Genomic DNA, 24,823 nt, shown 5'->3' with positions numbered 1-24,823 from the left:
ACTTTTCTATCCCGTATAAATCATTTCGAAAAAGAAAGTCTCTCTGCCAGACTGCACAAATTGTTATCAATGTTAATCAAAAGCAAACAATTGGTTATAAGGGGAGAATAAAATTATGCGCGTCATCACTCTGGCGGGAAGCCCACGCTTTCCCTCTCGCTCCAGCGCGTTGCTGGAATATGCCCGAGAAAAATTGAACGGCCAGGATGTCGAAGTCTTTCACTGGAACCTGCACAACTTTGCCCCGGAAGACCTGATCTATGCCCGTTTTGACAGTCCGGCGCTGAAGACATTTATCGAACAACTACAGGATGCAGACGGGCTGATTGTCGCAACGCCGGTCTACAAAGCCGCTTACTCTGGCACACTGAAAACGCTGCTCGATCTACTCCCCGAGCGGGCGCTGGAAGGAAAAGTGGTTTTGCCGCTGGCGACCGGCGGCAGCGTGGCGCATTTACTGGCCGTCGATTACGCGCTGAAACCGGTGCTGAGCGCGTTAAAGGCTCAGGAGATCCTGCACGGCGTGTTTGCCGATGATTCACAGGTCATCGATTATCAGCATAAACCGCAGTTTACGCCCAACCTGCAGCAGCGCCTGGACAGTGCGCTCGACACTTTCTGGCTGGCGTTGCATCGTCGCGATCTCCAACTCCCGCAACTGAACGCCCTGCGAGGTGCCGCCCATGCTTAATCTGCTCAAGCGTCACACCCCATGGCTGGCATTAACCGGGCTGCTGTCCCTGTCATCCTTGGCGCATGCCGCAGAATCGGCTCCGGATGCCCTGCGCATTGGCTACCAGAAAGGAAGCGTCAGCATGGTGCTGGCAAAAAGTCATCAGCTACTGGAGAAACGTTACCCACAGACCAAAATCTCGTGGATTGAGTTCCCGGCTGGACCGCAAATGTTGGAAGCACTCAATATCGGCAGTATCGATCTCGGCAGTACCGGTGACATTCCGCCAATTTTCGCCCAGGCCGCCGGAGCCGATCTGGTTTATGTGGGCGTCGAACCGCCCAAACCGAAAGCCGAAGTGATTCTGGTGCCGAAAAATAGCCCGATCCAGAGCGTTGCGCAGCTCAAAGGGCATAAAGTCGCCTTCCAGAAAGGTTCCAGCGCCCACAATTTACTGCTCCGGGCGCTGCAACAGGCAGGGTTGAAATTTACCGATATTCAACCGACTTATCTGACCCCCGCCGATGCGCGAGCGGCCTTCCAGCAAGGAAACGTCGATGCGTGGGCTATCTGGGATCCCTACTATTCGGCCGCATTACTGCAAGGTGATGTGCGCGTGCTGAAAGACGGCTCAGACCTCAAGCAGACCGGTTCGTTTTATCTCGCTGCACGTCCTTATGCCGAAAAAAATAGCGCTTTTGTTCTTGGCGTACTGGATACCTTTAGCCAGGCGGATGCGTTAACTCTCAGCCAACGCCAGCAAAGCATTACTCTGCTGGCTAAAACCATGGGCCTGCCCGAGCCGGTAATTGCGTCTTATCTGGATCACCGTCCGCCAACCACCATTACGCCCGTCAGCGCCTCTGTTGCCGCCCTACAACAACAAACCGCCGATCTGTTTTATGACAACCGTCTGGTGCCGAAAAAAATCGATATTCGCCAGCGTATCTGGCAACCCACTCAGCAGGCAGGAGAAAAATTATGAGTCTGAACATGTTCTGGTTTTTACCCACCCACGGTGACGGTCATTATCTGGGAACGGAAGAAGGTTCGCGCCCGGTCGATCACGGTTATTTGCAACAAATTGCGCAAACAGCCGATCGTCTGGGATTTACTGGCGTTCTGATCCCAACCGGTCGCTCCTGTGAAGATGCCTGGCTGGTCGCAGCGTCGATGATCCCAGTCACCCAGCGATTAAAGTTTCTGGTCGCGCTTCGTCCAAACGTAACCTCGCCGACGGTCGCCGCCCGCCAGGCCGCGACGCTCGACAGACTCTCTAACGGCCGGGCGTTATTCAACCTGGTAACCGGCAGCGATCCACAAGAGCTGGCGGGTGACGGCGTGTTCCTTGATCACACCGAGCGCTATGAAGCCTCTGCTGAATTCACTCAGGTCTGGCGGCGTTTGCTGCAAGGTGAAACCGTGGATTTCAACGGCAAACACATTCATGTCCGCGGCGCGAAACTGTTTTTCCCTCCTGTACAACAACCCCGGCCACCGCTTTATTTCGGCGGTTCGTCTGATGTCGCCCAAGATCTTGCTGCCGAGCAGGTTGATCTCTATCTGACCTGGGGCGAGCCGCCTGAACAGGTGAAAGAGAAGATTGAACAGGTGCGGGCCAAAGCGGCGGCGCTCGGGCGCAAGATCCGCTTTGGTATTCGTCTGCATGTGATCGTCCGGGAGACAACGCAAGAGGCGTGGCAGGCAGCGGATCGTCTGATAGCCCATCTGGATGACGACACCATTGCCAAAGCCCAGGCCGCCTTCTCAAGAACGGATTCGGTTGGTCAGCAGCGAATGGCTGCACTGCACAACGGTAAACGCGACAAACTGGAAATCAGCCCGAACTTGTGGGCAGGAGTAGGACTGGTGCGCGGTGGCGCGGGTACCGCGCTGGTCGGAGATGGTCCGACGGTCGCGGCGCGTATCAACGAGTATGCCGCACTGGGAATCGACAGTTTTGTCTTGTCCGGGTATCCACATCTGGAAGAGGCATACAAGGTTGGCGAGCTGCTGTTCCCACATCTGGATGTCGCTATACCAGAAATTCCGCAGCCGCAGCGCCAGCATCAACAAGGTGAAGCGGTGGCAAACGAATTTATCCCACGCAAAATCGCGCAAAGCTAAGGAGCCTGCTGATGGCAACGCCGAAAAACAGGTGGTTACTGCGCCTCGCGCCCTGGTTTTTACCGGTTGGGTTGGTCGCGCTCTGGCAGCTCGCATCATCAATGGGCTGGTTGTCCACCCGCATCCTGCCCTCTCCGGAGGGCGTTGTCGAAGCCTTCTGGACGCTTTCCGCCAGCGGCGAGCTTTGGCAGCATCTGGCGATCAGCTCCTGGCGCGCGCTGGTAGGCTTCTCCATCGGCGGATCGATTGGCCTGACGCTGGGACTGATTAGCGGTCTTTCGCGGTGGGGAGAACGCCTGCTGGATACTTCGGTGCAGATGCTGCGTAACGTGCCGCATCTGGCGCTGATCCCACTGGTGATTTTGTGGTTCGGCATTGATGAATCCGCCAAGATCTTTCTCGTCGCGCTGGGCACGCTTTTTCCGATTTACATCAACACCTGGCATGGGATCCGCAATATCGATCGCGGTCTGGTAGAGATGGCTCGCAGCTATGGGCTGTCTGGTTTTTCACTATTTATTCATGTGATCCTCCCCGGCGCCCTGCCCTCGATTATGGTTGGCGTGCGTTTTGCTCTCGGGCTGATGTGGTTGACGCTTATTGTCGCGGAAACCATTTCAGCCAATGCCGGCATTGGTTACCTGGCAATGAACGCCCGCGAATTTCTGCAAACCGATGTGGTCGTGGTGGCCATTATTCTCTACGCCCTGCTCGGCAAACTTGCCGACGTCAGCGCCCAATGGCTGGAGCGGATCTGGCTGCGCTGGAACCCGGCTTACCATGTGAAGGAGGCTACCGTATGAATACCGCTCGCCTAAACCAAGGCACGCCGCTTTTACTGAGTGCCGTGACGAAACAATACGCCGCCAATACGGTGCTCAATCAGTTAGATTTGCATATTCAGGCCGGACAGTTTGTTGCCGTGGTTGGCCGCAGCGGAGGAGGTAAAAGCACGTTGCTGCGTCTGCTGGCTGGGCTGGAGTCTCCCACCTCAGGTGCATTACTTGCCGGAACCACCCCGCTGGCAGAAATTCAGGAGGATACGCGAATGATGTTTCAGGATGCGCGTCTGCTACCCTGGAAGACGGTTATCGATAATGTGGGTCTGGGTCTGAAAGGTCACTGGCGCGTTGCGGCCCGGGACGCGCTGGCCGCAGTTGGGCTGGAGAATCGTGCTCAGGAATGGCCTGCTGCCCTGTCCGGTGGACAAAAACAGCGCGTGGCCCTGGCGCGGGCATTAATTCATCGTCCCGGTCTGCTGTTGCTGGATGAACCTCTCGGTGCGCTGGATGCCTTAACCCGCCTTGAAATGCAGGAACTGATTGTCTCTTTATGGCAAGAGCACGGTTTTACCGTACTGCTGGTCACCCATGACGTCAGTGAAGCGGTGGCAATGGCCGATCGCGTGTTGCTTATTGAAGATGGAAAAATCGGACTGGATTTAACGGTGGATATTGCGCGACCACGCCGGATTGGTTCGGTGCGTCTGGCAGAGCTGGAAGCAGAAGTGTTGAACCGGGTAATGCAGCGTAGCGAAACGGAACAGCCGATCCGCCGGCATGGATAAGCATTCAGAAAAATCAGGCCCAGTAAGCGCAAGCGCCACCGGGCCTTTTGCCGGATAGCGGCGTTACCGCCTAATCCGGCTTACAAAACGACAGGTCAACGTTTCAGGCTAACGCTTTGGTTACCTTCTCGAACAGATCGCCGGAGAGATTCTCCAGACCTTTCAGCTGCTCCAGCGCCGCGCGCATCTGCGTCTGACGTTTAGCATCATAACGTTTTAAGCGAATCAGCGGCTCAATCAGACGTGACGCCACCTGCGGGTTACGGCTATTGAGTTCAGTCAGCATGTCGACCAGGAACTGATAGCCGCTGCCATCTTCCGCATGGAATGCCGCTGGGTTGCTGCCCGCAAAGGCGCCAATCAGAGATCGGATTCGGTTCGGGTTACTCATACTGAAGGAACGGTGCTTCAGTAAGCCACGTACCGTTTCCAGCACGTTTCTCGCCGGGCTGGTGGATTGCAGGATAAACCATTTGTCCATCACCAGACCGTCATGATGCCACTTATCGTCATACTCCTGCATTAGCGTGTCGCGGCAAGGCAGTTGCGCCGCGACTGCCGCGGACAGCGCCGCCAGCGCATCGGTCATATTGTTTGCTTCACGGTACTGCTTGCTGACCAGCGTGTCGGCCAGATGGGTTTCACCAAAGGCCAGGAAACGCAGGCAGGCATTACGTAGCGTACGCTTGCCAATATCGGCATGCTCAACGCGGTACTCATCAAGATGATTAGCGTTATAGATGGCGAGGAATTCATCAGCCAGTTCGGCCGCCAGCGTGCGAGTTAACGCTTCACGTACTTCCGTTATCGCCACCGGATCGATGATGTCGAACAGTTCAGCAATTTCATTCACCGAAGGCAGCGTCAGAATCTCTGCCGCCAGTGCCGGATCGATTTTTTCATCCAGCAAAATCGCCCGGAATGCATCGGCCACGTGTACCGGCAGCGACAGCGGCTGTCCCTGCTGATGGCGAGCTACGTTGAGCTTAATATAGGTCGCCAGCAAGCTTTGCGCCGCGTCCCAACGAGAGAAATCGTTACGCGCATGACGCATCAGGAAGGTCAGTTGCTGATCGCTCCATTTGTATTCCAGTTTTACCGGTGCGGAGAATTCGCACAGCAGTGCCGGAACCGGCTGGAAGTAGACGTTATCGAAGACAAACGTCTGCTCAGCCTGAGTGACATTGAGTACGGAATTCACCGGGTGTCCGCCTTTTTGCAGCGGGATCACTTTCCCTTGGTTGTCATACAACTCGAGGGCGAAAGGAATATGCAGCGGCTGTTTTTCGGCCTGATCCGGCGTGGCCGGCGTGCGCTGGCTGATAGTCAGCGTGTACTGCTCAGTGGATGGATTGTAGTCATCACGCACGGTCAGAATCGGCGTACCGGACTGACTGTACCAGCGGCGGAAATGCGAAAGATCGACGTTGGACGCATCTTCCATCGCCTGCACGAAATCATCACAGGTTGCAGCGCTGCCGTCATGACGCTCAAAGTACAACTGCATCCCTTTCTGGAAGTTAGCCTCACCGAGCAGGGTGTGGATCATACGAATAACTTCAGCGCCCTTTTCGTACACGGTCAGGGTATAGAAGTTGTTCATTTCAATGACCATATCCGGACGGATAGGATGCGCCATTGGGCTGGCATCTTCGGCAAACTGCAGGCCGCGCATGGTGCGCACATTGCTGATCCGGTTTACCGCGCGTGAGCCGAGATCGGAACTGAACTCCTGATCGCGGAACACGGTTAATCCCTCTTTCAGGCTCAACTGGAACCAGTCGCGACAGGTCACGCGGTTGCCGGTCCAGTTGTGGAAATATTCGTGACCGATGACGCGCTCAATATCGAGGTAGTCTTTGTCAGTGGCGGTATCGGTACGTGCCAGCACATATTTGGAGTTAAAGATGTTCAGACCTTTATTCTCCATCGCCCCCATGTTGAAGAAATCGACCGCGACAATCATATAAATGTCGAGGTCATACTCGAGGCCAAAGCGCTCTTCATCCCATTTCATGGAGTTTTTCAGTGAGGTCATCGCCCACGGCGCGCGGTCCAGGTTGCCGCGATCGACGTACAGTTCCAGCGCCACTTCACGCCCGGAACGGGTGGTAAAGGTGTCGCGCAGGACGTCGAAATCACCAGCTACCAGCGCAAACAGATAACACGGTTTCGGGAACGGATCCTGCCACTGTACCCAGTGACGACCATTTTCCAGTTCCCCCTGCGCCACACGGTTACCGTTGGAGAGCAGGAACGGATATTGGGTTTTATCGGCGATAATTTTGGTGGTAAAACGCGCCAGGACATCCGGCCTGTCGAGATACCAGGTAATATGGCGGAACCCTTCCGCTTCACACTGGGTGCACAGCGCATCGCCGGACTTGTACAGTCCTTCCAGCGCGGTATTGGCCGCCGGGCTAATTTCATTCACGATACGCAGCGTAAAACGTTCCGGCAGTTGACTGATGACCAGAGCGCCCTCTTCTTCTTTATACTCTGCCCACGGCTCGTCGTTCACGTGGATCGACACCAGGGTCAGATCTTCACCATTCAGGCGCAGGGGCGCATCGGACGCGCCATGACGGACAGCCTGGCTCACGGCGGTGACCACGGTTTTTTCAGCATCCAGGTCAAAGGTCAAGTCAATATCAGTAATCTGGTAATCCGGCGCACGATAGTCGTGACGGTATTTGGCTTGTGGCTGTTGTGTCATAAAAAACCTTTAGCATCTTTGGTAGAGTCTCGGCTTCAGTCTATTCCTGTTGCGTAAATCGCGCTACGCAGAATGTTCATCTTTTCAGGCACAAACACCCTTTTTGCTACATTTTTATAACACGCGGCACGAATTGCCCTCGACCAGAAAGACAGCTTATGGTGTGATCGGGGTTCAATAAATCGCTAAACAAGGTATACTCCAGCGGTTTTCTTAGTTGTTTATTGTACTAAACGCTCCCGTGAGAGGATGCTACTGCGCACCTATGACACAATTCGCTTCTCCTGTTCTGCACTCGCTGCTGGATACAGACGCTTATAAGTTGCATATGCAGCAAGCCGTTTTTCACCACTACTATGATGTACAAGTAGCGGCTGAATTTCGTTGCCGTGGCGATGACCTGCTCGGTATTTATGCCGATTCTATTCGTGAGCAGGTGAATGCTATGCAACACCTGCGACTGCAGGAGGACGAGTACCAGTGGCTCTCCGGCCTGCCTTTCTTTAAAGCTGATTACCTCACCTGGTTACGTGATTTCCGCTATAACCCGGAACAGGTTTGCGTCACCAATGATAACGGTAAGCTGAACATCCGCTTAACCGGGCCGTGGCGTGAAGTGATCATGTGGGAAGTCCCGCTGCTAGCGGTTATCAGCGAGATGGTACACCGTTACCGTTCGCCCGAATCAGGCGTCCCGCAGGCACTCAATGAGCTGGAAAGCAAACTAGTAGAATTCTCTGCTTTAACGAAAGATGTCGATATGTCCCGCTTCCATCTGATGGATTTCGGTACGCGTCGTCGTTTTTCACGTGAAGTACAGCAGGCTATTGTTAAACGCCTGCAGCGAGAGCCCTGGTTTGTCGGCACCAGTAACTACGATCTGGCCCGCCGCCTGTCATTAACCCCAATGGGCACGCAGGCGCATGAGTGGTTCCAGGCTCATCAGCAAATCAGCCCTGAGCTTGCCACCAGCCAGCGCGTTGCCCTGGCCGCCTGGTTAAATGAATATCCTGACCAACTCGGCATTGCGCTGACCGATTGCATCACCATGGATGCGTTTTTACGCGACTTTGGCGTCGAGTTTGCGACCCGCTATCAGGGTTTACGCCATGACTCAGGCGACCCGGTGGAATGGGGTGAAAAAGCCATCGCCCATTATGAAAAACTGGGCATTGATCCGCTGAGCAAAACGCTGGTGTTTTCAGATAACCTCGATTTGAAAAAAGCGATTGAGCTCTACCGCCACTTCTCTTCTCGTGTGCAGTTGAGTTTTGGTATTGGCACACGTTTAACCTGTGATATTCCCCAGGTTAAGCCGCTCAATATTGTGATCAAGCTGGTGGAATGTAACGGCAAACCCGTGGCGAAGTTATCTGATAGCCCGGGTAAAACCATCTGCCACGATAAAGCGTTCGTACGCGCGCTACGCAAAGCCTTCGATTTGCCGCATATTAAAAAAGCCAGTTAAACCTTCCAGGGAGCCAGTTTGGCTCCCTTTTCACGCTAATTTCCGAAATCTTTCACTCCAGCTACGAATTCTGCTTGTCTGATTGCAGATGCCAGGTAACATAGGTATCCCCCCATTACGGGTGGACATGTGTTTATATATCCGACTATTAACAGAGAGAATATTATGAGCGTTGTGCCTGTAGCCGACGTACTCCAGGGCCGCGTAGCCGTTGACAGCGAAGTCACCGTGCGCGGATGGGTGCGTACCCGCCGAGATTCAAAAGCTGGCATCTCCTTCCTCGCCGTTTATGACGGTTCCTGCTTTGATCCTGTACAGGCCGTCATCAATAATTCTCTGCCCAATTACAATCAGGACGTACTGCGCCTGACGACGGGTTGTTCAGTTATCGTAACGGGTAAAGTCGTTGCATCTCCTGGACAAGGACAGAGCTTTGAAATTCAGGCCACTGAGGTTGAAGTAGCCGGCTGGGTTGAAGATCCTGATACCTATCCAATGGCGGCTAAGCGTCACAGCATAGAGTATCTGCGTGAAGTGGCGCACATGCGCCCACGTACCAACATGATTGGTGCCGTCGCGCGTGTACGTCATACGCTGGCGCAAGCGCTGCATCGCTTCTTCCACGAGCAGGGTTTCTTTTGGGTATCGACTCCGCTGATCACCGCTTCCGATACGGAAGGTGCCGGTGAAATGTTCCGCGTGTCTACGCTGGATCTGGAAAACCTGCCGCGTAACGATCAGGGCAAAGTCGATTTCGACAAAGACTTCTTTGGTAAAGAAGCCTTCCTGACCGTTTCCGGTCAGCTGAACGGCGAAACCTACGCCTGTGCTCTGTCCAAAATTTATACCTTTGGCCCGACGTTCCGTGCAGAAAACTCTAATACCAGTCGTCACCTGGCAGAGTTCTGGATGCTGGAACCGGAAGTGGCTTTCGCCGACCTGAACGATGTTGCAGGCCTGGCTGAAGCGATGCTGAAGTACGCGTTCAAAGCCGTACTGGCTGAGCGTGCGGATGATATGAAATTCTTCGCCGAACGTGTCGACAAAGACGCGATTTCACGCCTGGAACGTTTCATTGAGGCTGACTTCGCGCAGGTGGATTACACCGACGCGGTAAGCATTCTGGAAAAATGCGGCAAACAGTTCGAAAACCCGGTTTACTGGGGTGTGGATCTGTCTTCTGAGCACGAACGTTACCTTGCTGAAGAGCACTTTAAAGCGCCGGTCGTCGTTAAAAACTACCCGAAAGATATCAAAGCGTTTTATATGCGCCTTAACGAAGACGGTAAAACCGTTGCAGCAATGGACGTACTGGCTCCAGGAATCGGTGAAATCATCGGTGGTTCTCAGCGTGAAGAGCGTCTGGACGTACTGGATGCCCGTATGCTGGAAATGGGTCTGAACAAAGAAGATTACTGGTGGTATCGCGACCTGCGTCGCTACGGTACCGTTCCACATTCCGGCTTCGGTTTGGGCTTTGAGCGTTTGATCGCTTACGTGACCGGCGTGCAGAACGTCCGTGACGTTATTCCGTTCCCGCGTACCCCGCGTAACGCCACGTTCTAACCCTGCATTTTTGATACAAAAGCCAGCATTGCTGGCTTTTTTTGTCACCGCTTCACGTTTTGGGATCCCCCTCCCGCGTTTAACACAACCCTTCGCCTTCCCCCTTCCTGTTACGTAATATTTCACCGCAACATATTTGAACAAAAAATAATCATCATTTTTATTGTGGATTAGCATTTCCTGATTAAATAGTACATTTTCTGACCATTTGCACGGCATTCCAGACGTCCAGAAATAGCCATCTGTAAAGCAGGAACTTTATGGCAGAACAGATAAAAAAGGAGGTTATCTAAATTAAATATAAGAAAATCATATAAATAGAAATAGAAGCGGTGATTTTTAGCGTACGCACATCTGAAATTTGAAGTTGTTCACAAAGTTGCACAAAAATAATATTTTGTTACACATTTTTTCTTTTTGAAACTAAATCTTTATATTTGTAGCACTTTGACGGTAGCGAAACGATAGTTTGAATGGAAAGATGCCTGTCAGACACATAAAGACACCAAACTCTCATCAATAGTTCCGTAAATTTTTATTGACGGAAATTATTGGCGGCAGTGGCAGGTGTCATATAAAAACCGATGAGGGTAATAAATAATGATGAAGCGCAATATTCTGGCAGTGGTTATCCCTGCTCTGCTGGTAGCCGGGGCAGCTAACGCTGCAGAAGTTTATAACAAAGATGGCAACAAGCTGGATGTATACGGTAAAACCGTAGGTCTGCACTATTTTTCTGATAACGCTGGCAACGATGGCGATCAGACTTATGCCCGTCTTGGTTTCAAAGGGGAAACTCAGATTAATTCCGATCTGTCCGGTTACGGTCAGTGGGAATACAACTTTGCCGGTAACAACTCTGAAGGCGGCAGCGACGCTCAGAACGGTAACAAAACCCGTCTGGCATTTGCTGGTCTGAAATATGCCGATCTGGGCTCTTTCGACTACGGTCGTAACTACGGTATCGTTTACGATGCCCTGGGTTACACCGATATGCTGCCAGAATTTGGTGGTGATACCGCGTACAGCGACAACTTCTTCGTTGGCCGTGTGGGTGGTGTTGCGACCTACCGTAACTCTAACTTCTTCGGTCTGGTTGACGGCCTGAACTTCGGTATCCAGTATCTGGGTAAAAACGAGCGTGATGGCAATACCGGTCGTTCTAACGGCGACGGCGTTGGCGGTTCTGTAAGCTACGAAATGGATGGCTTCGGGATCGTTGGTGCTTACGGTGCGGCTGACCGTACCAACGCGCAGGAAAACTCTTTCTACGCTAACGGCGGCAAAAAAGCTGAGCAGTGGGCAACCGGCCTGAAGTACGATGCTAACAACATCTACCTGGCGGCGAACTACGGTGAAACCCGTAACGCAACCCGCCTCTCCACTACCCAGAATGGCGTGACCACCAGCGGCTTCGCCAACAAAACGCAAGATTTCTTTGTTGTCGCTCAGTACCAGTTCGATTTCGGTCTGCGCCCGTCCATCTCCTACAACAAATCTAAAGCGAAAGACGTAGAAGGTGTAGGCAACGAAGATCTGGTGAACTACATTGAAGTAGGCGCAACCTACTACTTCAACAAAAACATGTCCACCTATGTTGACTACCAGATCAACCAGATCGATTCTGACAACAAACTGGGTGTGAACTCTGACGACACCGTAGCACTCGGTATCGTTTACCAGTTCTAATAGCAGACCTCTTTGTTAAATGCCTTAAAAACAGGACTTCGGTCCTGTTTTTTTATCTCTGCTAGCGGATTCTTGCGTCTTAAAAAAACACCTCGGCTTTTCGTCAGTAACGGTTGGCATTTTGTAAATCTACCGTTAACCTGATAGCGGACTTCCCTTCTGTAATCACTATGGAACCTCGTCATGTTTGAGAACATTACTGCCGCTCCTGCCGACCCCATTTTGGGTCTGGCTGATTTGTTTCGTGCCGATGACCGCCCAGGAAAAATAAACCTTGGGATCGGTGTATATAAAGATGAGACAGGTAAAACGCCGGTACTGACCAGCGTTAAAAAAGCCGAGCAATATATACTGGAAAATGAAACCACCAAAAATTACCTTGGCATCGACGGTATTCCAGAGTTTGGTCGCTGCACTCAGGAATTACTGTTTGGTAAAGAAAGTTCGCTTATCAACGACAAACGTGCGCGTACAGCACAGACTCCTGGCGGCACTGGCGCACTGCGTGTGGCCGCTGATTTCCTGGCAAAAAACACCTCAGCTAAACGCGTATGGGTGAGCAATCCAAGCTGGCCAAACCATAAGAGCGTCTTTAACTCTGCCGGTCTGGAAGTTCGTGAATACAACTATTACGATGCCGCGAACCACTCATTAGACTTTGATGCGCTGCTGGCAAGCCTCAGCGAAGCGCAGGCTGGCGACGTGGTGTTATTCCACGGCTGCTGCCATAACCCAACCGGTATCGATCCTACGCTGGAGCAGTGGCAAACGCTGGCTCAGCTTTCTGTCGAAAAAGGTTGGTTGCCGCTGTTTGACTTCGCATACCAGGGCTTTGCCCGCGGTCTGGAAGAAGATGCAGAAGGTCTGCGCGCATTCGCTGCGCTGCACAAAGAGCTGATCGTCGCCAACTCCTACTCCAAGAACTTTGGTCTGTACAATGAGCGCGTAGGCGCCTGTACGCTGGTTGCAGCCGATGCTGAAACCGTCGACCGCGCGTTTAGCCAGATGAAATCCGTCATTCGTGCCAACTATTCCAACCCACCAGCACACGGTGCGTCGGTTGTGGCAACCATCCTGAGCAACGATGCCCTGCGCGCTATCTGGGAGCAGGAACTGACTGATATGCGTCAACGCATCCAACGCATGCGTTTGCTGTTTGTGAATACGCTGCAGGAGAAAGGTGCGAACCGCGACTTCAGCTTTATCATCAAACAGAACGGCATGTTCTCATTCAGCGGCCTGACCAAAGAGCAGGTTCTGCGTCTGCGTGAAGAGTTTGGTGTCTATGCCGTCGCTTCCGGACGTGTGAACGTAGCAGGAATGACGCCAGATAACATGGCGCCGCTGTGCGAAGCGATTGTCGCAGTACTGTAATTTATCGCGTACTAAAAAGGCCGCAATAGCGGCCTTTTTCATTTATCTGCGGTGTTACCAGACTGGCATTTCATCCTGCAGGAACGGATTATGTAGCCGTTCGTTGCCCAACGTCGAAAGTGGGCCGTGACCCGGAATAAACGTCACGTCATCGCCCAACGGCAACAGTTTACGTTTAATCGAATCAATCAATTGACTATGATCTCCGCGAGGAAAATCGCTGCGCCCTACGCCGCCTTTGAAAATCACGTCACCAGAAATCAGTAGCTTTGATTGTTCATCAAAGAAGACCACATGTCCCGGCGTGTGACCCGGGCAATGCAGTACCTGCAACGTCACGTTACCCACGCTTACCCGGTCGCCTTCATTCAACCAGCGATCGGGCGTCAGCGGCTCACAATCGCCCAGGCCAAACATGCGACTCTGAGCAGGAAGTCCTTGTAACCAGAACTCATCTTCTTTTTCCGGACCAATAACCGGTACACTATAATGCTGTGCCAGTTCAGCCGCCGCACCTACGTGATCAAGATGACCATGGGTGAGCAGGATCTGCATTAGCGTCAGGCCACTGGCATCGACTTCCTGTTTGATTTTCTCAGCATCGCCGCCGGGATCGACCAGCGCAGCCAGACGGGTTTGCTCACACCAGATTAACGAGCAGTTCTGGGCGAATGCAGTGACCGGAATAATACGATAGTTCATACGGCTCCTGTTTCATTAAGCTTATGGATCACCAATGACGCGCCGGTCCGGTGTCAATATGCACAAAGTTACTGCGTGGGTAGTATCCTACACCACCTGCGCGCATAGATAACGCAGCTTTGCGAATATTACTTAATGCGATGCCTTCAATATGGAAATCCATGGCCTGCCCTTTCGTGTGGTAGCTTTTCTTTGCCACACCGCGGCTGTGCGCACGTAATTCATTATTGGTATCAATAGAGCGGTAACCAGAAATAAGCTGTACGGGTTTACGCGTGCCCAGCAGGCCCTGCAGACGGAAGAGTTGATCGAACAATCCCGGATCGATGGATTTCACTTTATTCGCACGAAAATCACGGAAAAAGTGATTAAGTTTAGCTAATTCGTCCTGAATATAGCCCCTGCCATCAAAAAACTCTGCTTTTATTGACTCACCGGTATGCAGGTTATTCAGAGTCAAAATGCGCGGACGTGGGGTGGAGAGTGTAGCAAACGCAGGCGTAGGCAGGATGGCAGCGCCGAGGGCAATGCCACCAAGCGCCAGCAGTTTGCGGCGATTAGCGTCAAATTTGTCCATGGTTTTAAGGTCTACAAGGTCAATGTTATCGTATGTATGCTCTAGCGCACGCGGGAAACCTTATCTGGCTAAGTAGTCCACGTCAAGGCTCCCAACCCCAGGAAATACGGGGCTTGCAGCCATTTCGCCCCGTTTCCAGCATAACTTACGACAATTATTTTCCTCGAACTGCTTCATTTATCTGATTAATTGTTCAGCTTTTGACACAATTTGTGCACTGGATCGCGCTGTCTGATCGTAATTGTAAATATCTGTACGATACTGCGTGCGACCATCCGGGCCAACAAATGCGGTCAGATAGTAGAGGTTGACGGGGATATTCTGGCGAATATTCACGTACCTTGTATCCCCTTGCTTCAGGGCATCCGAGATGCGCGTATCATTCCACCCCGCATCCTGTAGCAGCATATTCGCCAGCTCAGATGCCTTGTTCACGCGCACGCAGCCGGAGCTTAACGCCCGCGAATCCTTCTGGAACAGAGTGTGGTTCGGCGTATCGTGCAGATAAATAGCATCCGAACTCGGCATATTGAATTTATAGCGTCCGAGCGAGTTACGCGCTCCCGGAGCCTGCTGGAAGCGGAACGGCAGATTGGAGGCGGTGATGGTGGCCCAGTCAACCTGCCACGGATCTATCGTCTCTTTGCTGTTCCAGCCGCGCATTACGGTATAGCCGTGACGCTCAAGATACCCTGGGTCATTCCAAACCTTAGGCAGAATATCCTTCCGGGCCAGCGTCGGAGGCACGTTCCACGGCGGGTTAACGACCACGTTATTCAGCGCACTGCTCATCATCGGCGTTTTACGATCGGGACGTCCGACGATAACGCGCGAGGCCAGTACCTGATTGCCGTTTTGATAATACACCAGCGAGTAGGCAGGAATATTCACCATGATACCGGTAGACAGCGTACCCGGCAGCAGGCGCAAGCGCTGAATATTTAACGCCAGCACGCCCGCACGTTGAGCGGGCGTCACGTTCAGCCAGTCACGCGTGGCAGGGCCAATCGTGCCATCGGCCCCAAGCCCCTGCCACGTCTGAAACCGCTTAACCGCGTCAACAAGTTCACGATCGTAAGCGCTACGGCCTTCTTTGGCAGCCGTACTGACAACAGACTCCAGCATCCCGGTGCGGCGCAAAATTTCACGCAGCGCAGGGATATCCTTACTCCACTCCCCCGGACGCAGCGTCGCGGTACTGGTCAGTTGCGGCCAGGGCCGCGTATCGCCCACCAGCTTGAGCAGCGATTCATGCATGGCTGCGTACTGCGGATGTTGCGGTGCCAGGCTGGCGACAAACGAAGTCAGTTGACCGTTATCCAGCGCGACTTGCCATTGGTTGATCACGGAAATCGGCGGCGTCGTCAGCGCATAGGGCTTATCGCTATAGAGCCAGCGATTACCTTTGACGGGGATGTTGGCAATAAAGTGCAGATACCCCATCATCGCATCTGAGAGCACGATATCTCGCGCCTGACCGGTTACTGCTGGGTCAGTCAGTAAAGCGACCCAGGTGGTGAACTGCGGCTGAAAGCCAGCAATCGCCACTTCAGCTAACTGTTGCTGAAAGGCTTTTACCGCATCACGATTTTCCCACATCGGTTTCATTTGGCGTGCGGCATACAGTAGTTCCAGTTGGCTCATATAAACCGGTGTGAAGCCCGCTGGAAGTTGAGATTGTAATTCGGCGCGGGCTTTATCAACTGACACGCCCTCGGGCAGTGGTTGAATACCTGCCATGATAGCCGTCGCGGAAGATTGAGCCTGCGGCTGTGATAACGCTGTTGGCTGTTCACTGACGGTCGCTGAGCTATCGCCAGGGATCATTTCAGGCTCATCGGCCTGCGCATTGAACAGTGGAGCGAATGTTACGGCCAGGCACAAACTAATTGCCGACAGCCGACGACCACACATTTTATTAAGCAACATCCCTTGCCCCCTGTTTTTTTATCATACTTTGAGTAGCCAGGCCGTATGTCTTCCCCTTATTTTGGCGGGGCCGAACCTGTAAAACGCCAATACAAGCTGAAGTATGACGAGCAAGCCTGTGACGCGTTAGGCTTACCTTTAGTATATAAACATGAAAAAATTTTTGCCTAACCTAATGTAAAGAAGTTTAAAGAAATTACACCAGTTATTGAGAATTTCCGGAAAAAAGAAGGCGGCCATTTAGCCGCCTTTTATTTAGCTTGCCTGCGAGGAGGCATCTTCGGTACCAGGCAGCGGCTCAGGTAACTGAGGCGCAAACCCGCGCAGACCTACCACGTGAACGTGTTCGGTGTTCTGGAAGACTTTACGCACCAGTTTGTAGGTGGTGCCTTTCTCCGGGCTAATGTTTTCTGGGGCTGCGATAATCAGCTGCATTTGCAGACGCTCGCACAGTTCAAACAGAGTCGCGATAGAGCGTGCATCAAGTCGCGCAGCTTCATCAAGGAACAGCAGACGGCAAGGAGAAATATCTTTCCCGCGCAGTCTACGCCCTTCGTCTTCCCAGCTTTGCACAACCATCACCAGAATAGACATCCCGGTCCCGATCGCTTCACCCGTTGACAGCGCGCCAGATTCAGCACGCAGCCAGCCGTCAGAGCCACGGTTAACTTCAACTTCCATTTCCAGATAGTTACGGTAATCCAGCAGCTCTTCACCAATGGTTTGCGGCGTACGTTGCCCCATATCAATCTGCGGATTCAGACGCTGATACAACTTCGCCAGCGCTTCAGAGAAGGTCAGACGATTGCTGTTAAACAGATCCTGGTGCTGCTCATGCTGTTCGGAAAGTACGTCCAGCAAGGTAGCATGCGTCTCGCGTACGTTGACGTTCAGACGAACGCTGTTTACCTGGCCAAACGACACGCTTTGCAGCCCCTGGTTCAGCATGCGAATACGGTTCTGTTCGCGCTGAATGGTCTTACGAATGATATTCGCCACGCTGCGAGAGCTGATCGCCAGTTTCTGTTCGCGGGACGTTAATTCTTCCGTCAGACGGCTCAGCTCAATCTCCATCTGTTCGATCGCTTCAACCGGATCATCGGTACGGATGATATCCTGGCGAATACGTTCACGCAGATGCTGATAAACCGCGACAAAGAACTGAATTTTACGCTCTGGGCGTTTTGGATCTTCAGACATGCGCAGTACATCGCGCAGGTGTTCGTTATCCGCAACCGCCAGGCGCAGCGCACCGAGCGCCTTATCCGACATCGAGCGCAGTTCATCACCGGAAAGATACGCCAGCTCACGACGGTGCAGGCGGCGTTCAACGCCGTTATCTTTCACCATCCGCATCACCGCACACCATCCGGCTTTCGCGGTAACCACCTGCTCGCGCATCTCAAAATAATCACGTTCCAGCTTGCGCAGCCTGCGGGTCAGATTTTCCATCTCCGCTTCGCAGAAGGTCAGCGCTTTTTCCAATTGGTTACGGCGGGCACGGTTATTGCTGAGCTGCGCATGCAGTTCATCACGACGAATACGCGCGCGCTCTTCGGCACCGCTGTCCGCACGAACGCCAATATCCTGCAGTTCACGTTGTAAATCGTTAAGCAGCTCTTTTTTGGTGTCATAGGAGCTTTTCAGCGACGCCATGACCTGGTTGTACTGGCTTAACTGTGCAGCGTGACTGCGTAGCGCTTCACGGGCGCGGGTACGTTCAGCTTCCGCCTGTTCCAGGCGCTCACGCAGTTTTTCGTTCAGATCGCTGTTGCCGCTAAGCATTTCAGCAGAGTCGGAATAGCTAAAGTGCGCCCGGCGCTGCACCACTTCGGTCAGGGCAAAAGCTTGCTGACGCGCATCGCGCTGCATCTGTTGGGAATACGCGTAGTCTTCCTTCAGTTGTTCAAACTGCTCAGGGTCATTTTGCAGGACCGAAACAATCGGTTCCAGTTTGGCTAACTGGTTGCCATGTTGCTGTACAAAACGCGCTGCTTCCTGGGCTTCATCCAGGCGCTCACGAATTTCGTCCACGCGATCGGCCAGCGTGTCATCCGCCAGCAGATTCAAACGCGGGAGAAGGCGGTTAAGAGCGGAGACCCCCTCTTTCGCCTGCTCAAACTGCATACGGCTTTGCTGATTATCATTTTCATGATTGCTCAGCGCACGTTCCAGTTCAACGCGACGGCCATTCAGTTGGCGAATTTCCGCTTCCGGATCGGCTTCAAACGCCACCGACAAATGACTGCCAATGAAACGACTGAACGCCTGATGCAGACGCTGGGTTTTCTGGACGTCAAAGGAGAGAGTTGCGAAACGTTCAGACAGCCCTTCACGCTCGGCATGCAGGGTTTCGATACGGCTTTCGCGCGCTGCACGGCCAAAAATCGGCACCGTCGGGAAGCGGGAATAACGCCACTGACGCTCGGCGGTTTTCACCACTACCGCTTTTTCCAGCTCATCAACGCTGAAAACGCTGTCATCAAACGACTGCGGATCCCCTTCGATGAAATAGAGATCTTCCGGACAATCCGTCAGCCCTTCAAGCTGCTCGGTAATCAGCGTCAGATCCGGCACCACGATGGCATGACGCGAAGGACCGTACAGCGCAGAGAAGTACGGCGCATCTTCAAGGCTAACGTCGTCATAGATTTCTGACAGCAGAACGCCGCCGAAGCGCTCCGCCAGCGCGTTCAGACGCTGATCTTCCGCCCCGCCCGGCTGACTTAAACGTTCAATTTCTTCATCAACTGCATTTTTGCGCGCACCGACTTCATCACGCTCAACAATGGCTTCACGCTCGCGCTCCAGCAGTTGTTGCAGATACTCGGTCACGTCCTGGCTTGAGGTAAACTCTTCGCCACACTGCTCGCTAAGCTGATTCAGGCTATTCTGCGCGGCCAGCCAGACAGGCGCACGTTTCATCAGATGCTGGATACGAGACTGCAGCTGTTCCTGCTCCTGACGCAACGTCATACGCTGTTCGCTGGCAGAAGAGACGCTGTCCGACAAGGCGGCGATGCGTGCTTCCAGCTCCTGGTGCAGCGCTTCCAGCTCATCGATATCGAACTGTTTACCCTGACGCTTGCAGAATTCAGCCAGCAGACGCTCGGCGTCTTGCTGTTCGCGCAAACGCTGCTCCAGCTCGCTAAGTCGCATACGCAACGGCTGAACCTGTTCCGCCAGGTGGCGCTGTTCAACGCCTTCCCGCAGCAGTTCACGCGCCACGCTCCAGGCTTCACCACGCGCCAGCGGGCCATTGATAGCCGCCACCAGCTGATAAGCCTGTTCGAACTGGCTGTGCGCGGTTTGCGCCACGCTCATTTTTTGTTCCAGCGTCAGCAGTTTTTCAGTGGCTTCCTGCTCTTTAGCCTGGAAGGTTTCCAGCCATTCAGCAGCGCTGTCGGCGGTCAGATCCGGTAAATGGCAGAGCTCTTTCGCCCGATTCAGCGCCTGGATCGCCTGGGTATACTGGATGGCTCGCGTTTGCTGGACGTCCAGCGCTTGCTGATAATCGGCAAGCTGGCTTTTCAGCTCATCCACTTCCAGTTCCGCGGCTTCTGCGCGGGCTTCGTTTTCATCCTGGCGGTCAACGGCTTCCGCGACCACCTCATTTTGTTCTTCGAGACGGACCTGCAGTTCTTCGAGATCCGCTTCGTAGCGTTCAATTTTTTCCTGCTGACGCAGCGCGGTTTGCACCAGATTCAGGTGATCGCTCGCGGCCTGGTAATCAGCTTCCAGATCGCCTTCCGCGCCGTTATGCTCGCCCAGTTCGCGCGCCATATCCACGTGCTTATACTGCTCCGCGGCCAGCTGCTTACGTGAAGTATGCAGCTCACGACGATATTCCAGCGCTTTATCAAGATGGATACGACGTTCGTTGGCGTGACGCATATAATCCGCGGCCACATAGTTGGTCGCTTCGCTGATCAAATGCTTAAACAGATCGCGGTCAGACTGAGTTACGCGAATCGCTTCCAGCGTCATGCGGTTTTCACGCAGCGCAGCTTCCATATCCTGGAAGGCTTTACGCACGCCGCTGTTTTCCGGCAGCAGGTAGTCACGTAGTGAACGGGTAATGGCACTGGAGATCCCGCCGTACAGCGAGGCTTCAATCAGACGATAGAATTTACTACGGTCAGACGCGGAACGCAGACGACGGGCGATGATGCCCAGATCGAACATCAGTGAGTGATAATCAGTGATTGAGTTGAACTGTTTAAACTGCACACCTTCCATCTCATCAAGCTTCTCTTTCAGCTCAGAGAGGGACAGCACGCGCGCCTGGCGTTCATTCAGCGTTTCCGTCACCAGTTGGGTTGGCTGCACCGACATCGGCAGCCCCTGAATGGCAAACGGTTTGATATCCACTTTACGATCGCGACCGGCAACCTGTTGCAGACGCACCCCCACGACCACGCGCTGATGGCGCGAGTTGAGGACGTCGAGCATTGAGTAACAGACGCCCGCTTTCAACTTACCGTGCAGGCCCTTATCACGTGAACCACTGGTTGCACCGGCTTCGGTGGTGTTACGGAAATGCAGCAGGGTTAAGTCCGGGATGAGCGCTGTTACAAATGCCGCCATGGTGGTGGACTTACCCGCACCGTTACCGCCGGACAGCGTGGTAACCAGTTCATCAAGGTCGAACGTACGGGCAAAAAAACCATTCCAGTTAATCAGCGTAAGTGAGCGAAATTTACCGCGTTCAATCATTATTCTTCTTCTCCACTGTCCGGCTGATTCTCTTCGGGCTCATCGTTGAGCTGCAGGCGGTTCTCGACCGGCATCGCTTCGCCATCACGAATTAAGCGACGCTGCGCTTCGCGCGGATCGTCACCGCTGCGCACGTCCGCGCCAAAGCGGAAGACTGATTCCGTAATACGGAATTTGCTGCTGTCGTGACCCATAAACCACACCATGCCTAAACGGCGCAGACGGTTTAGCGAAGAACGAACTTTTTCCTGTAGCTTCTGGCGATCAACATCCGAACCGGTTGAACGGTTGTTCACCAGTTTCAGCAGCTTCGCTTCATCAGCCAGCGTTAGCAGCTCGTCGTACAACTCTTGCTGGGTAAAAATCCCTTCATTCGCCAGGCGTTCCGGGCTGAGATAGAGATAGCAAAGAATTTTACCGACCATCATGTCCAGTTCAGACAGGACCGAACGGGGAATGAGCGTCGTTGAACGCGGGCGAAGGTAGAAGAACCCTTCCGGCGCACGGATCAATTCCACGTTATAGCGGCTGTAAAACTCTTCAAAATATTCCTGAAAATCCATCAGGAAGGCATGATTATCCAGTTCATCCAGACCGATATGGCGGCCCGAACGTAAGGCGCTGTCCAGCGCCGGAAATAACGGATTCGCCAGCGCCTGCGCCAGCTTTACCGGCATCACTTGTTCAATATTTGTCAATGACATGCGCCTGTACCTTGGCTCCGTAATCATTAATCGGCTGCCATTTGGCTGGCAGTCCGGTGAAGTCTGCTTGCGCTACGCCAAGGCGTACCGCCTGATCGATAACTATGCGCGCGACGTCGAAATGACGCGCACGTGGGTATTGCGCCAGATACTCGCGCACGACCAAACCGAGATCCAGTGGTGTTTGTCTGGATTTGTAGATAGCTAGCTGTTCTTCGATGATCGCCGCCAACTGTTCACGGATCTCGTTAAATTCTTCATATTCCAGATCTTCCGGAAGCTCGCCGGTGACCTCTTCGTCACGCAGCACCATCTCTTCGTCACGCATATCCAGCAGACGATCGGCGTTGGCATAGGTTAGCGCCCACGGATCGTCAAAGTATGTCTGCACGGACTGGCGCAGACGCTGGGCAAAGACGCGGTTTTTATCCATATCGATCGCGGTACGGATAAACTTATGCACGTGACGATCGTAGCCGATCCATAAATCAATGGACTGCTGACCCCAACTGATAATGCGGTCGAGCTTACTTTGTAAGTCAAACACCAACCGATCGACGAAATGCAAATCGTCATGCGTCATCGTGGCGTCCTGGATGTGTAACAGGTGAGCCTGTAGCTTATCCCCCGCCGCTTCCAGCGTATCCTGCAGTTCACGCAGCGTACCTGACGTTTCAGAGAGCAGCAGTTCACAGCTGGAGATCGCCGCCCGCCAGTCTTTATTAAGCAACTGTGCGATGTCGTCTTTTACCTGCTGTTGCTGTTCATCCATGATGCGCTGGGTCAGATCGATACTGTCGAAAATCTCCGCCACCGAGTATTTCAATGGCGCGTAGACGTTGCGATGCCAGTGGAACTCATCGCCACCTTCCGCTGCCGCATCCGCCGCGCGCTTTAGTTCACCAGCAACAATCGACAGCTGCATTGAAAGACGTAGCGTAGAGAATTCACGCTGACGAATGTAGTAATCCGTGATGCCAATTCCCAATGGCGTTAAACGATATATAGCGTTGCCTTCCGCCTGCTCGCTGGTAAAGCGGTTCAGCAGACGTTGACGCACCATATCGTTGATCGCGTTGTTGGCGCGTACGCCGATGGTTTCGCTGGTTTGCTCAAACGCATCACTCACATGGCGGAACGCATCCACCAGCTCACCTTCACTCATCTCGCCGTCAAGTCGCTCACCGTTCAGGGTCGCGACCGCCAGCAGGAACGAAAGTCTGTCTACCGGCAGAGAGATGGAGAAGTCATTTTTTCTGGCCCAGGCAACCAGTTCGGGGACTGTCTGGGAAAATTCACTCATAAATTATCCTTGCATCTGCGGCTCGGGCCGAACTTTTAATCGCGGTGACATGAATATAGCGCCCAAGGCTGATATACGGTTCCTGGCGGCAATAGCGCGTTTCTAACTCAAGTAACATTTCAAAGTCGTCATGCTGTTTATGTTTATCTCGCAGATAATCATGAAACACGCGGACGCCCGTTTTACCGGTTATCTGCCAACCGATCTCGTCCAGCCACTGGTAGACCTGCCCCGGATCGCGCGGGTAGTCCGGTGAAAGCGTGCGCTTTTTACGTTTCGGCATCCCCACCTGCACATAGTCAAAGTTCCCTGCGACCATGTTATGCATCAACAGACCGTTAGCATTGTAGAACATTAACGACAGCGCGCCGCCAGGACGCAATACTGACCACAGAGTCTGCAACACGTTGACCGGATCTGTCACCCACTCCAGCACAGCATGAAACAATATCAGATCAACCGGGCTTTCCAAATGCGAAGCAACATTCTGAGCAGCGCATTGTATAAAATGCATGTTCCCGCTCACACCTTTTGCCTCTGCCGCCTGTTGCGCTCGGGCGATCATCTCGCCAGACAGATCGCATAATGTGACGAAATGTCCTCGTTGCGCCATTTTGATGGCCGTTTGCCCTTCACCACCACCGGCATCCAGAATGTGCAGTTTTTGCTCACCGAACGTTTCCAGTAATCGATCCAGATCCTGCCAAAGGATAGCCTGTCTTAATTGACCTTTGGTGGTGCCGTAAATGTTACGGGAAAACTTCTCTGCAATGTCATCAAAATTGCGATCCCGCATCGGGCTCTCCGCATACTGGCTTTAGGGTGACTAAGTAAAACCGCTATTTTGTCACACCCACGCCGAGAATGAACCTTCCTGGTGTAATATCCCTGCAGATCCCCTGCTGTATGGTTAAAAAAGGAACCAAAAAGGATGCTTTTTACGCTGAAGAAAGTGATTGGCGGTATGATGCTGCCGCTGCCACTGATGCTAATTATGATGGGTATTGGCCTGGCGCTGGTCTGGTTCAGTCGCTTTCAAAAAACAGGGAAAGTGTGTATTAGCCTGAGTTGGCTGGCACTGTTACTCCTTAGTTTACAGCCCGTCGCCGACAGACTGTTGAAACCGATTGAGGACAGTTATCCAACGTGGCAAGGTTCGCAAAAAGTGGAATATATTGTGGTGCTGGGGGGAGGGTATACCTGGAATCCGCAGTGGGCGCCGAGTTCAAATCTGATCAGCAACAGCCTTCCACGTCTGAATGAAGGTATTCGCCTATGGCGCGCAAACCCGGGATCGAAGCTCATCTTTACCGGCGCTGCCGCAAAGACGAATAACGTCAGTACCGCAGAAGCTGGCGCCCGAGTAGCGCAGTCGCTGGGGGTGCCAGCCGATGAAATCATCACCCTGGATCACCCCAAAGATACCGAAGAAGAAGCCGCGGCGGTAAAGAAGGCCATCGGCAATGCGCCGTTCCTGCTGGTAACCTCTGCCTCCCACTTACCGCGGGCGATGATCTTCTTCCAGCAGGCCGGCTTGCATCCGCTGCCAGCGCCAGCCAATCAGTTAGCAATTGATTCACCGCTTAATCCGTGGGAGCGCGCTATACCTTCACCCGTCTGGTTGATGCACAGCGATCGCGTTGGTTACGAAACCCTGGGACGCATCTGGCAGTGGCTGAAGGGATCGGAACATTGACAGGAATGCTGCCTGA

General features: G+C 53.2%; 18 protein-coding genes. 10 read left to right on the top strand and 8 right to left on the bottom strand.

Features of this window, described 5'->3' with window-relative positions; genetic code table 11:
• Positions 1–115 precede the first annotated feature (115 nt).
• The 5 genes from ssuE to ssuB are packed head-to-tail and all read left to right on the top strand — an operon-like array spanning position 116 to position 4,367.
• Positions 116–691 carry an NADPH-dependent FMN reductase gene (gene ssuE, locus OGV75_RS13530; protein ID WP_053388963.1) on the top strand — a complete coding sequence of 192 codons (576 nt, stop codon included), beginning with the start codon at positions 116–118 and terminating at the stop codon, positions 689–691.
• Positions 684–1,658, top strand: a complete 975-nt coding sequence (locus tag OGV75_RS13525) for a sulfonate ABC transporter substrate-binding protein (RefSeq protein WP_016156132.1) — start codon at positions 684–686, stop codon at positions 1,656–1,658. Before ssuE ends, OGV75_RS13525 begins: the two co-directional genes overlap by 8 nt.
• Positions 1,655–2,800, top strand: a complete 1,146-nt coding sequence (gene ssuD, locus OGV75_RS13520) for an FMNH2-dependent alkanesulfonate monooxygenase (RefSeq protein WP_053388964.1) — start codon at positions 1,655–1,657, stop codon at positions 2,798–2,800. The genes OGV75_RS13525 and ssuD overlap by 4 nt, the downstream gene beginning before the upstream one ends.
• Before the next feature lie 11 nt (positions 2,801–2,811).
• Positions 2,812–3,603: an aliphatic sulfonate ABC transporter permease SsuC gene (gene ssuC, locus OGV75_RS13515; RefSeq protein WP_016156130.1), complete on the top strand. Its 792-nt coding sequence runs from the start codon at positions 2,812–2,814 to the stop codon at positions 3,601–3,603.
• Positions 3,600–4,367, top strand: a complete 768-nt coding sequence (gene ssuB, locus OGV75_RS13510) for an aliphatic sulfonates ABC transporter ATP-binding protein (protein ID WP_286480800.1) — start codon at positions 3,600–3,602, stop codon at positions 4,365–4,367. The genes ssuC and ssuB overlap by 4 nt, the downstream gene beginning before the upstream one ends.
• Before the next feature lie 103 nt (positions 4,368–4,470).
• Here the strand turns inward: ssuB and pepN are convergent, their stop codons facing one another.
• Positions 4,471–7,083, bottom strand: coding sequence for an aminopeptidase N (gene pepN, locus OGV75_RS13505; protein WP_019076406.1), 2,613 nt, complete (start codon positions 7,081–7,083; stop codon positions 4,471–4,473).
• A 265-nt stretch (positions 7,084–7,348) separates the two neighbouring features.
• Between pepN and pncB the strand changes: the two genes are divergently transcribed.
• The 4 genes from pncB to aspC all read left to right on the top strand — a co-directional run bounded on the left by pncB (position 7,349) and on the right by aspC (position 13,180).
• On the top strand, positions 7,349–8,551 hold the full coding sequence (gene pncB, locus OGV75_RS13500) for a nicotinate phosphoribosyltransferase (protein ID WP_016156127.1): 1,203 nt from the start codon (positions 7,349–7,351) through the stop codon (positions 8,549–8,551).
• Between the two features lie 165 nt (positions 8,552–8,716).
• The gene (gene asnS / locus OGV75_RS13495) at positions 8,717–10,117 is read left to right on the top strand and encodes an asparagine--tRNA ligase (RefSeq protein WP_016152464.1); all 1,401 of its coding nucleotides are present in this window, start codon (positions 8,717–8,719) and stop codon (positions 10,115–10,117) included.
• Between the two features lie 600 nt (positions 10,118–10,717).
• The gene (gene ompF, locus OGV75_RS13490) at positions 10,718–11,806 is read left to right on the top strand and encodes a porin OmpF (protein ID WP_003035828.1); all 1,089 of its coding nucleotides are present in this window, start codon (positions 10,718–10,720) and stop codon (positions 11,804–11,806) included.
• Positions 11,807–11,989: 183 nt separating this feature from the next.
• Positions 11,990–13,180, top strand: a complete 1,191-nt coding sequence (gene aspC, locus OGV75_RS13485) for an aspartate transaminase (RefSeq protein WP_286480799.1) — start codon at positions 11,990–11,992, stop codon at positions 13,178–13,180.
• A gap of 54 nt (positions 13,181–13,234) precedes the next feature.
• Here aspC and OGV75_RS13480 read toward each other — a convergent pair whose 3' ends face one another.
• From OGV75_RS13480 to cmoM, 7 genes are all read right to left on the bottom strand, one after another.
• Entirely contained in the window at positions 13,235–13,882 is a 648-nt protein-coding gene (locus OGV75_RS13480) for an MBL fold metallo-hydrolase (protein WP_286480798.1), read from the bottom strand.
• Between the two features lie 28 nt (positions 13,883–13,910).
• Positions 13,911–14,459, bottom strand: a complete 549-nt coding sequence (gene mepK / locus OGV75_RS13475) for a peptidoglycan L,D-endopeptidase MepK (RefSeq protein WP_016152461.1) — start codon at positions 14,457–14,459, stop codon at positions 13,911–13,913.
• Positions 14,460–14,636: 177 nt separating this feature from the next.
• A complete protein-coding gene (gene ldtD / locus OGV75_RS13470; RefSeq protein ID WP_286480797.1) occupies positions 14,637–16,388 on the bottom strand; it encodes a L,D-transpeptidase in 1,752 nt (583 codons plus the stop codon).
• A gap of 255 nt (positions 16,389–16,643) precedes the next feature.
• The gene (mukB, locus tag OGV75_RS13465; protein ID WP_101699881.1) at positions 16,644–21,104 is read right to left on the bottom strand and encodes a chromosome partition protein MukB; all 4,461 of its coding nucleotides are present in this window, start codon (positions 21,102–21,104) and stop codon (positions 16,644–16,646) included.
• The gene (gene mukE, locus OGV75_RS13460; RefSeq protein WP_016152457.1) at positions 21,104–21,808 is read right to left on the bottom strand and encodes a chromosome partition protein MukE; all 705 of its coding nucleotides are present in this window, start codon (positions 21,806–21,808) and stop codon (positions 21,104–21,106) included. Before mukE ends, mukB begins: the two co-directional genes overlap by 1 nt.
• Positions 21,789–23,111, bottom strand: a complete 1,323-nt coding sequence (mukF, locus tag OGV75_RS13455) for a chromosome partition protein MukF (RefSeq protein WP_016156123.1) — start codon at positions 23,109–23,111, stop codon at positions 21,789–21,791. The genes mukE and mukF overlap by 20 nt, the downstream gene beginning before the upstream one ends.
• Positions 23,104–23,907: a tRNA uridine 5-oxyacetic acid(34) methyltransferase CmoM gene (gene cmoM, locus OGV75_RS13450; RefSeq protein WP_286480796.1), complete on the bottom strand. Its 804-nt coding sequence runs from the start codon at positions 23,905–23,907 to the stop codon at positions 23,104–23,106. Before cmoM ends, mukF begins: the two co-directional genes overlap by 8 nt.
• A gap of 135 nt (positions 23,908–24,042) precedes the next feature.
• Between cmoM and elyC the strand changes: the two genes are divergently transcribed.
• Entirely contained in the window at positions 24,043–24,807 is a 765-nt protein-coding gene (elyC, locus tag OGV75_RS13445; protein WP_049269627.1) for an envelope biogenesis factor ElyC, read from the top strand.
• Positions 24,808–24,823 lie beyond the last annotated feature (16 nt).

This window comes from Citrobacter sp. Cb028, from assembly GCF_030336705.1.
GTDB classification, from domain to species: domain Bacteria; phylum Pseudomonadota; class Gammaproteobacteria; order Enterobacterales; family Enterobacteriaceae; genus Citrobacter; species Citrobacter braakii.
The sequence above is the reverse complement of the archived record's forward strand: the minus strand, read 5'-3'. Positions and strand labels throughout refer to the sequence as shown.

Bases quoted from the DNA above. Each gene is read 5' to 3' on its own strand.
- mukB (WP_101699881.1), bottom strand. From the start codon at position 21,104: ATGATTGAACGCGGTAAATTTCGCTCACTTACGCTGATTAACTGGAAT.
- ldtD (WP_286480797.1), bottom strand. From the start codon at position 16,388: ATGTTGCTTAATAAAATGTGTGGTCGTCGGCTGTCGGCAATTAGTTTG.
- ssuC (WP_016156130.1), top strand. From the start codon at position 2,812: ATGGCAACGCCGAAAAACAGGTGGTTACTGCGCCTCGCGCCCTGGTTT.
- OGV75_RS13525 (WP_016156132.1), top strand. From the start codon at position 684: ATGCTTAATCTGCTCAAGCGTCACACCCCATGGCTGGCATTAACCGGG.
- pepN (WP_019076406.1), bottom strand. From the start codon at position 7,083: ATGACACAACAGCCACAAGCCAAATACCGTCACGACTATCGTGCGCCG.
- aspC (WP_286480799.1), top strand. From the start codon at position 11,990: ATGTTTGAGAACATTACTGCCGCTCCTGCCGACCCCATTTTGGGTCTG.
- ompF (WP_003035828.1), top strand. From the start codon at position 10,718: ATGATGAAGCGCAATATTCTGGCAGTGGTTATCCCTGCTCTGCTGGTA.
- pncB (WP_016156127.1), top strand. From the start codon at position 7,349: ATGACACAATTCGCTTCTCCTGTTCTGCACTCGCTGCTGGATACAGAC.
- cmoM (WP_286480796.1), bottom strand. From the start codon at position 23,907: ATGCGGGATCGCAATTTTGATGACATTGCAGAGAAGTTTTCCCGTAAC.
- elyC (WP_049269627.1), top strand. From the start codon at position 24,043: ATGCTTTTTACGCTGAAGAAAGTGATTGGCGGTATGATGCTGCCGCTG.
- ssuD (WP_053388964.1), top strand. From the start codon at position 1,655: ATGAGTCTGAACATGTTCTGGTTTTTACCCACCCACGGTGACGGTCAT.
- mukE (WP_016152457.1), bottom strand. From the start codon at position 21,808: ATGTCATTGACAAATATTGAACAAGTGATGCCGGTAAAGCTGGCGCAG.
- ssuE (WP_053388963.1), top strand. From the start codon at position 116: ATGCGCGTCATCACTCTGGCGGGAAGCCCACGCTTTCCCTCTCGCTCC.
- mukF (WP_016156123.1), bottom strand. From the start codon at position 23,111: ATGAGTGAATTTTCCCAGACAGTCCCCGAACTGGTTGCCTGGGCCAGA.
- ssuB (WP_286480800.1), top strand. From the start codon at position 3,600: ATGAATACCGCTCGCCTAAACCAAGGCACGCCGCTTTTACTGAGTGCC.
- mepK (WP_016152461.1), bottom strand. From the start codon at position 14,459: ATGGACAAATTTGACGCTAATCGCCGCAAACTGCTGGCGCTTGGTGGC.
- asnS (WP_016152464.1), top strand. From the start codon at position 8,717: ATGAGCGTTGTGCCTGTAGCCGACGTACTCCAGGGCCGCGTAGCCGTT.
- OGV75_RS13480 (WP_286480798.1), bottom strand. From the start codon at position 13,882: ATGAACTATCGTATTATTCCGGTCACTGCATTCGCCCAGAACTGCTCG.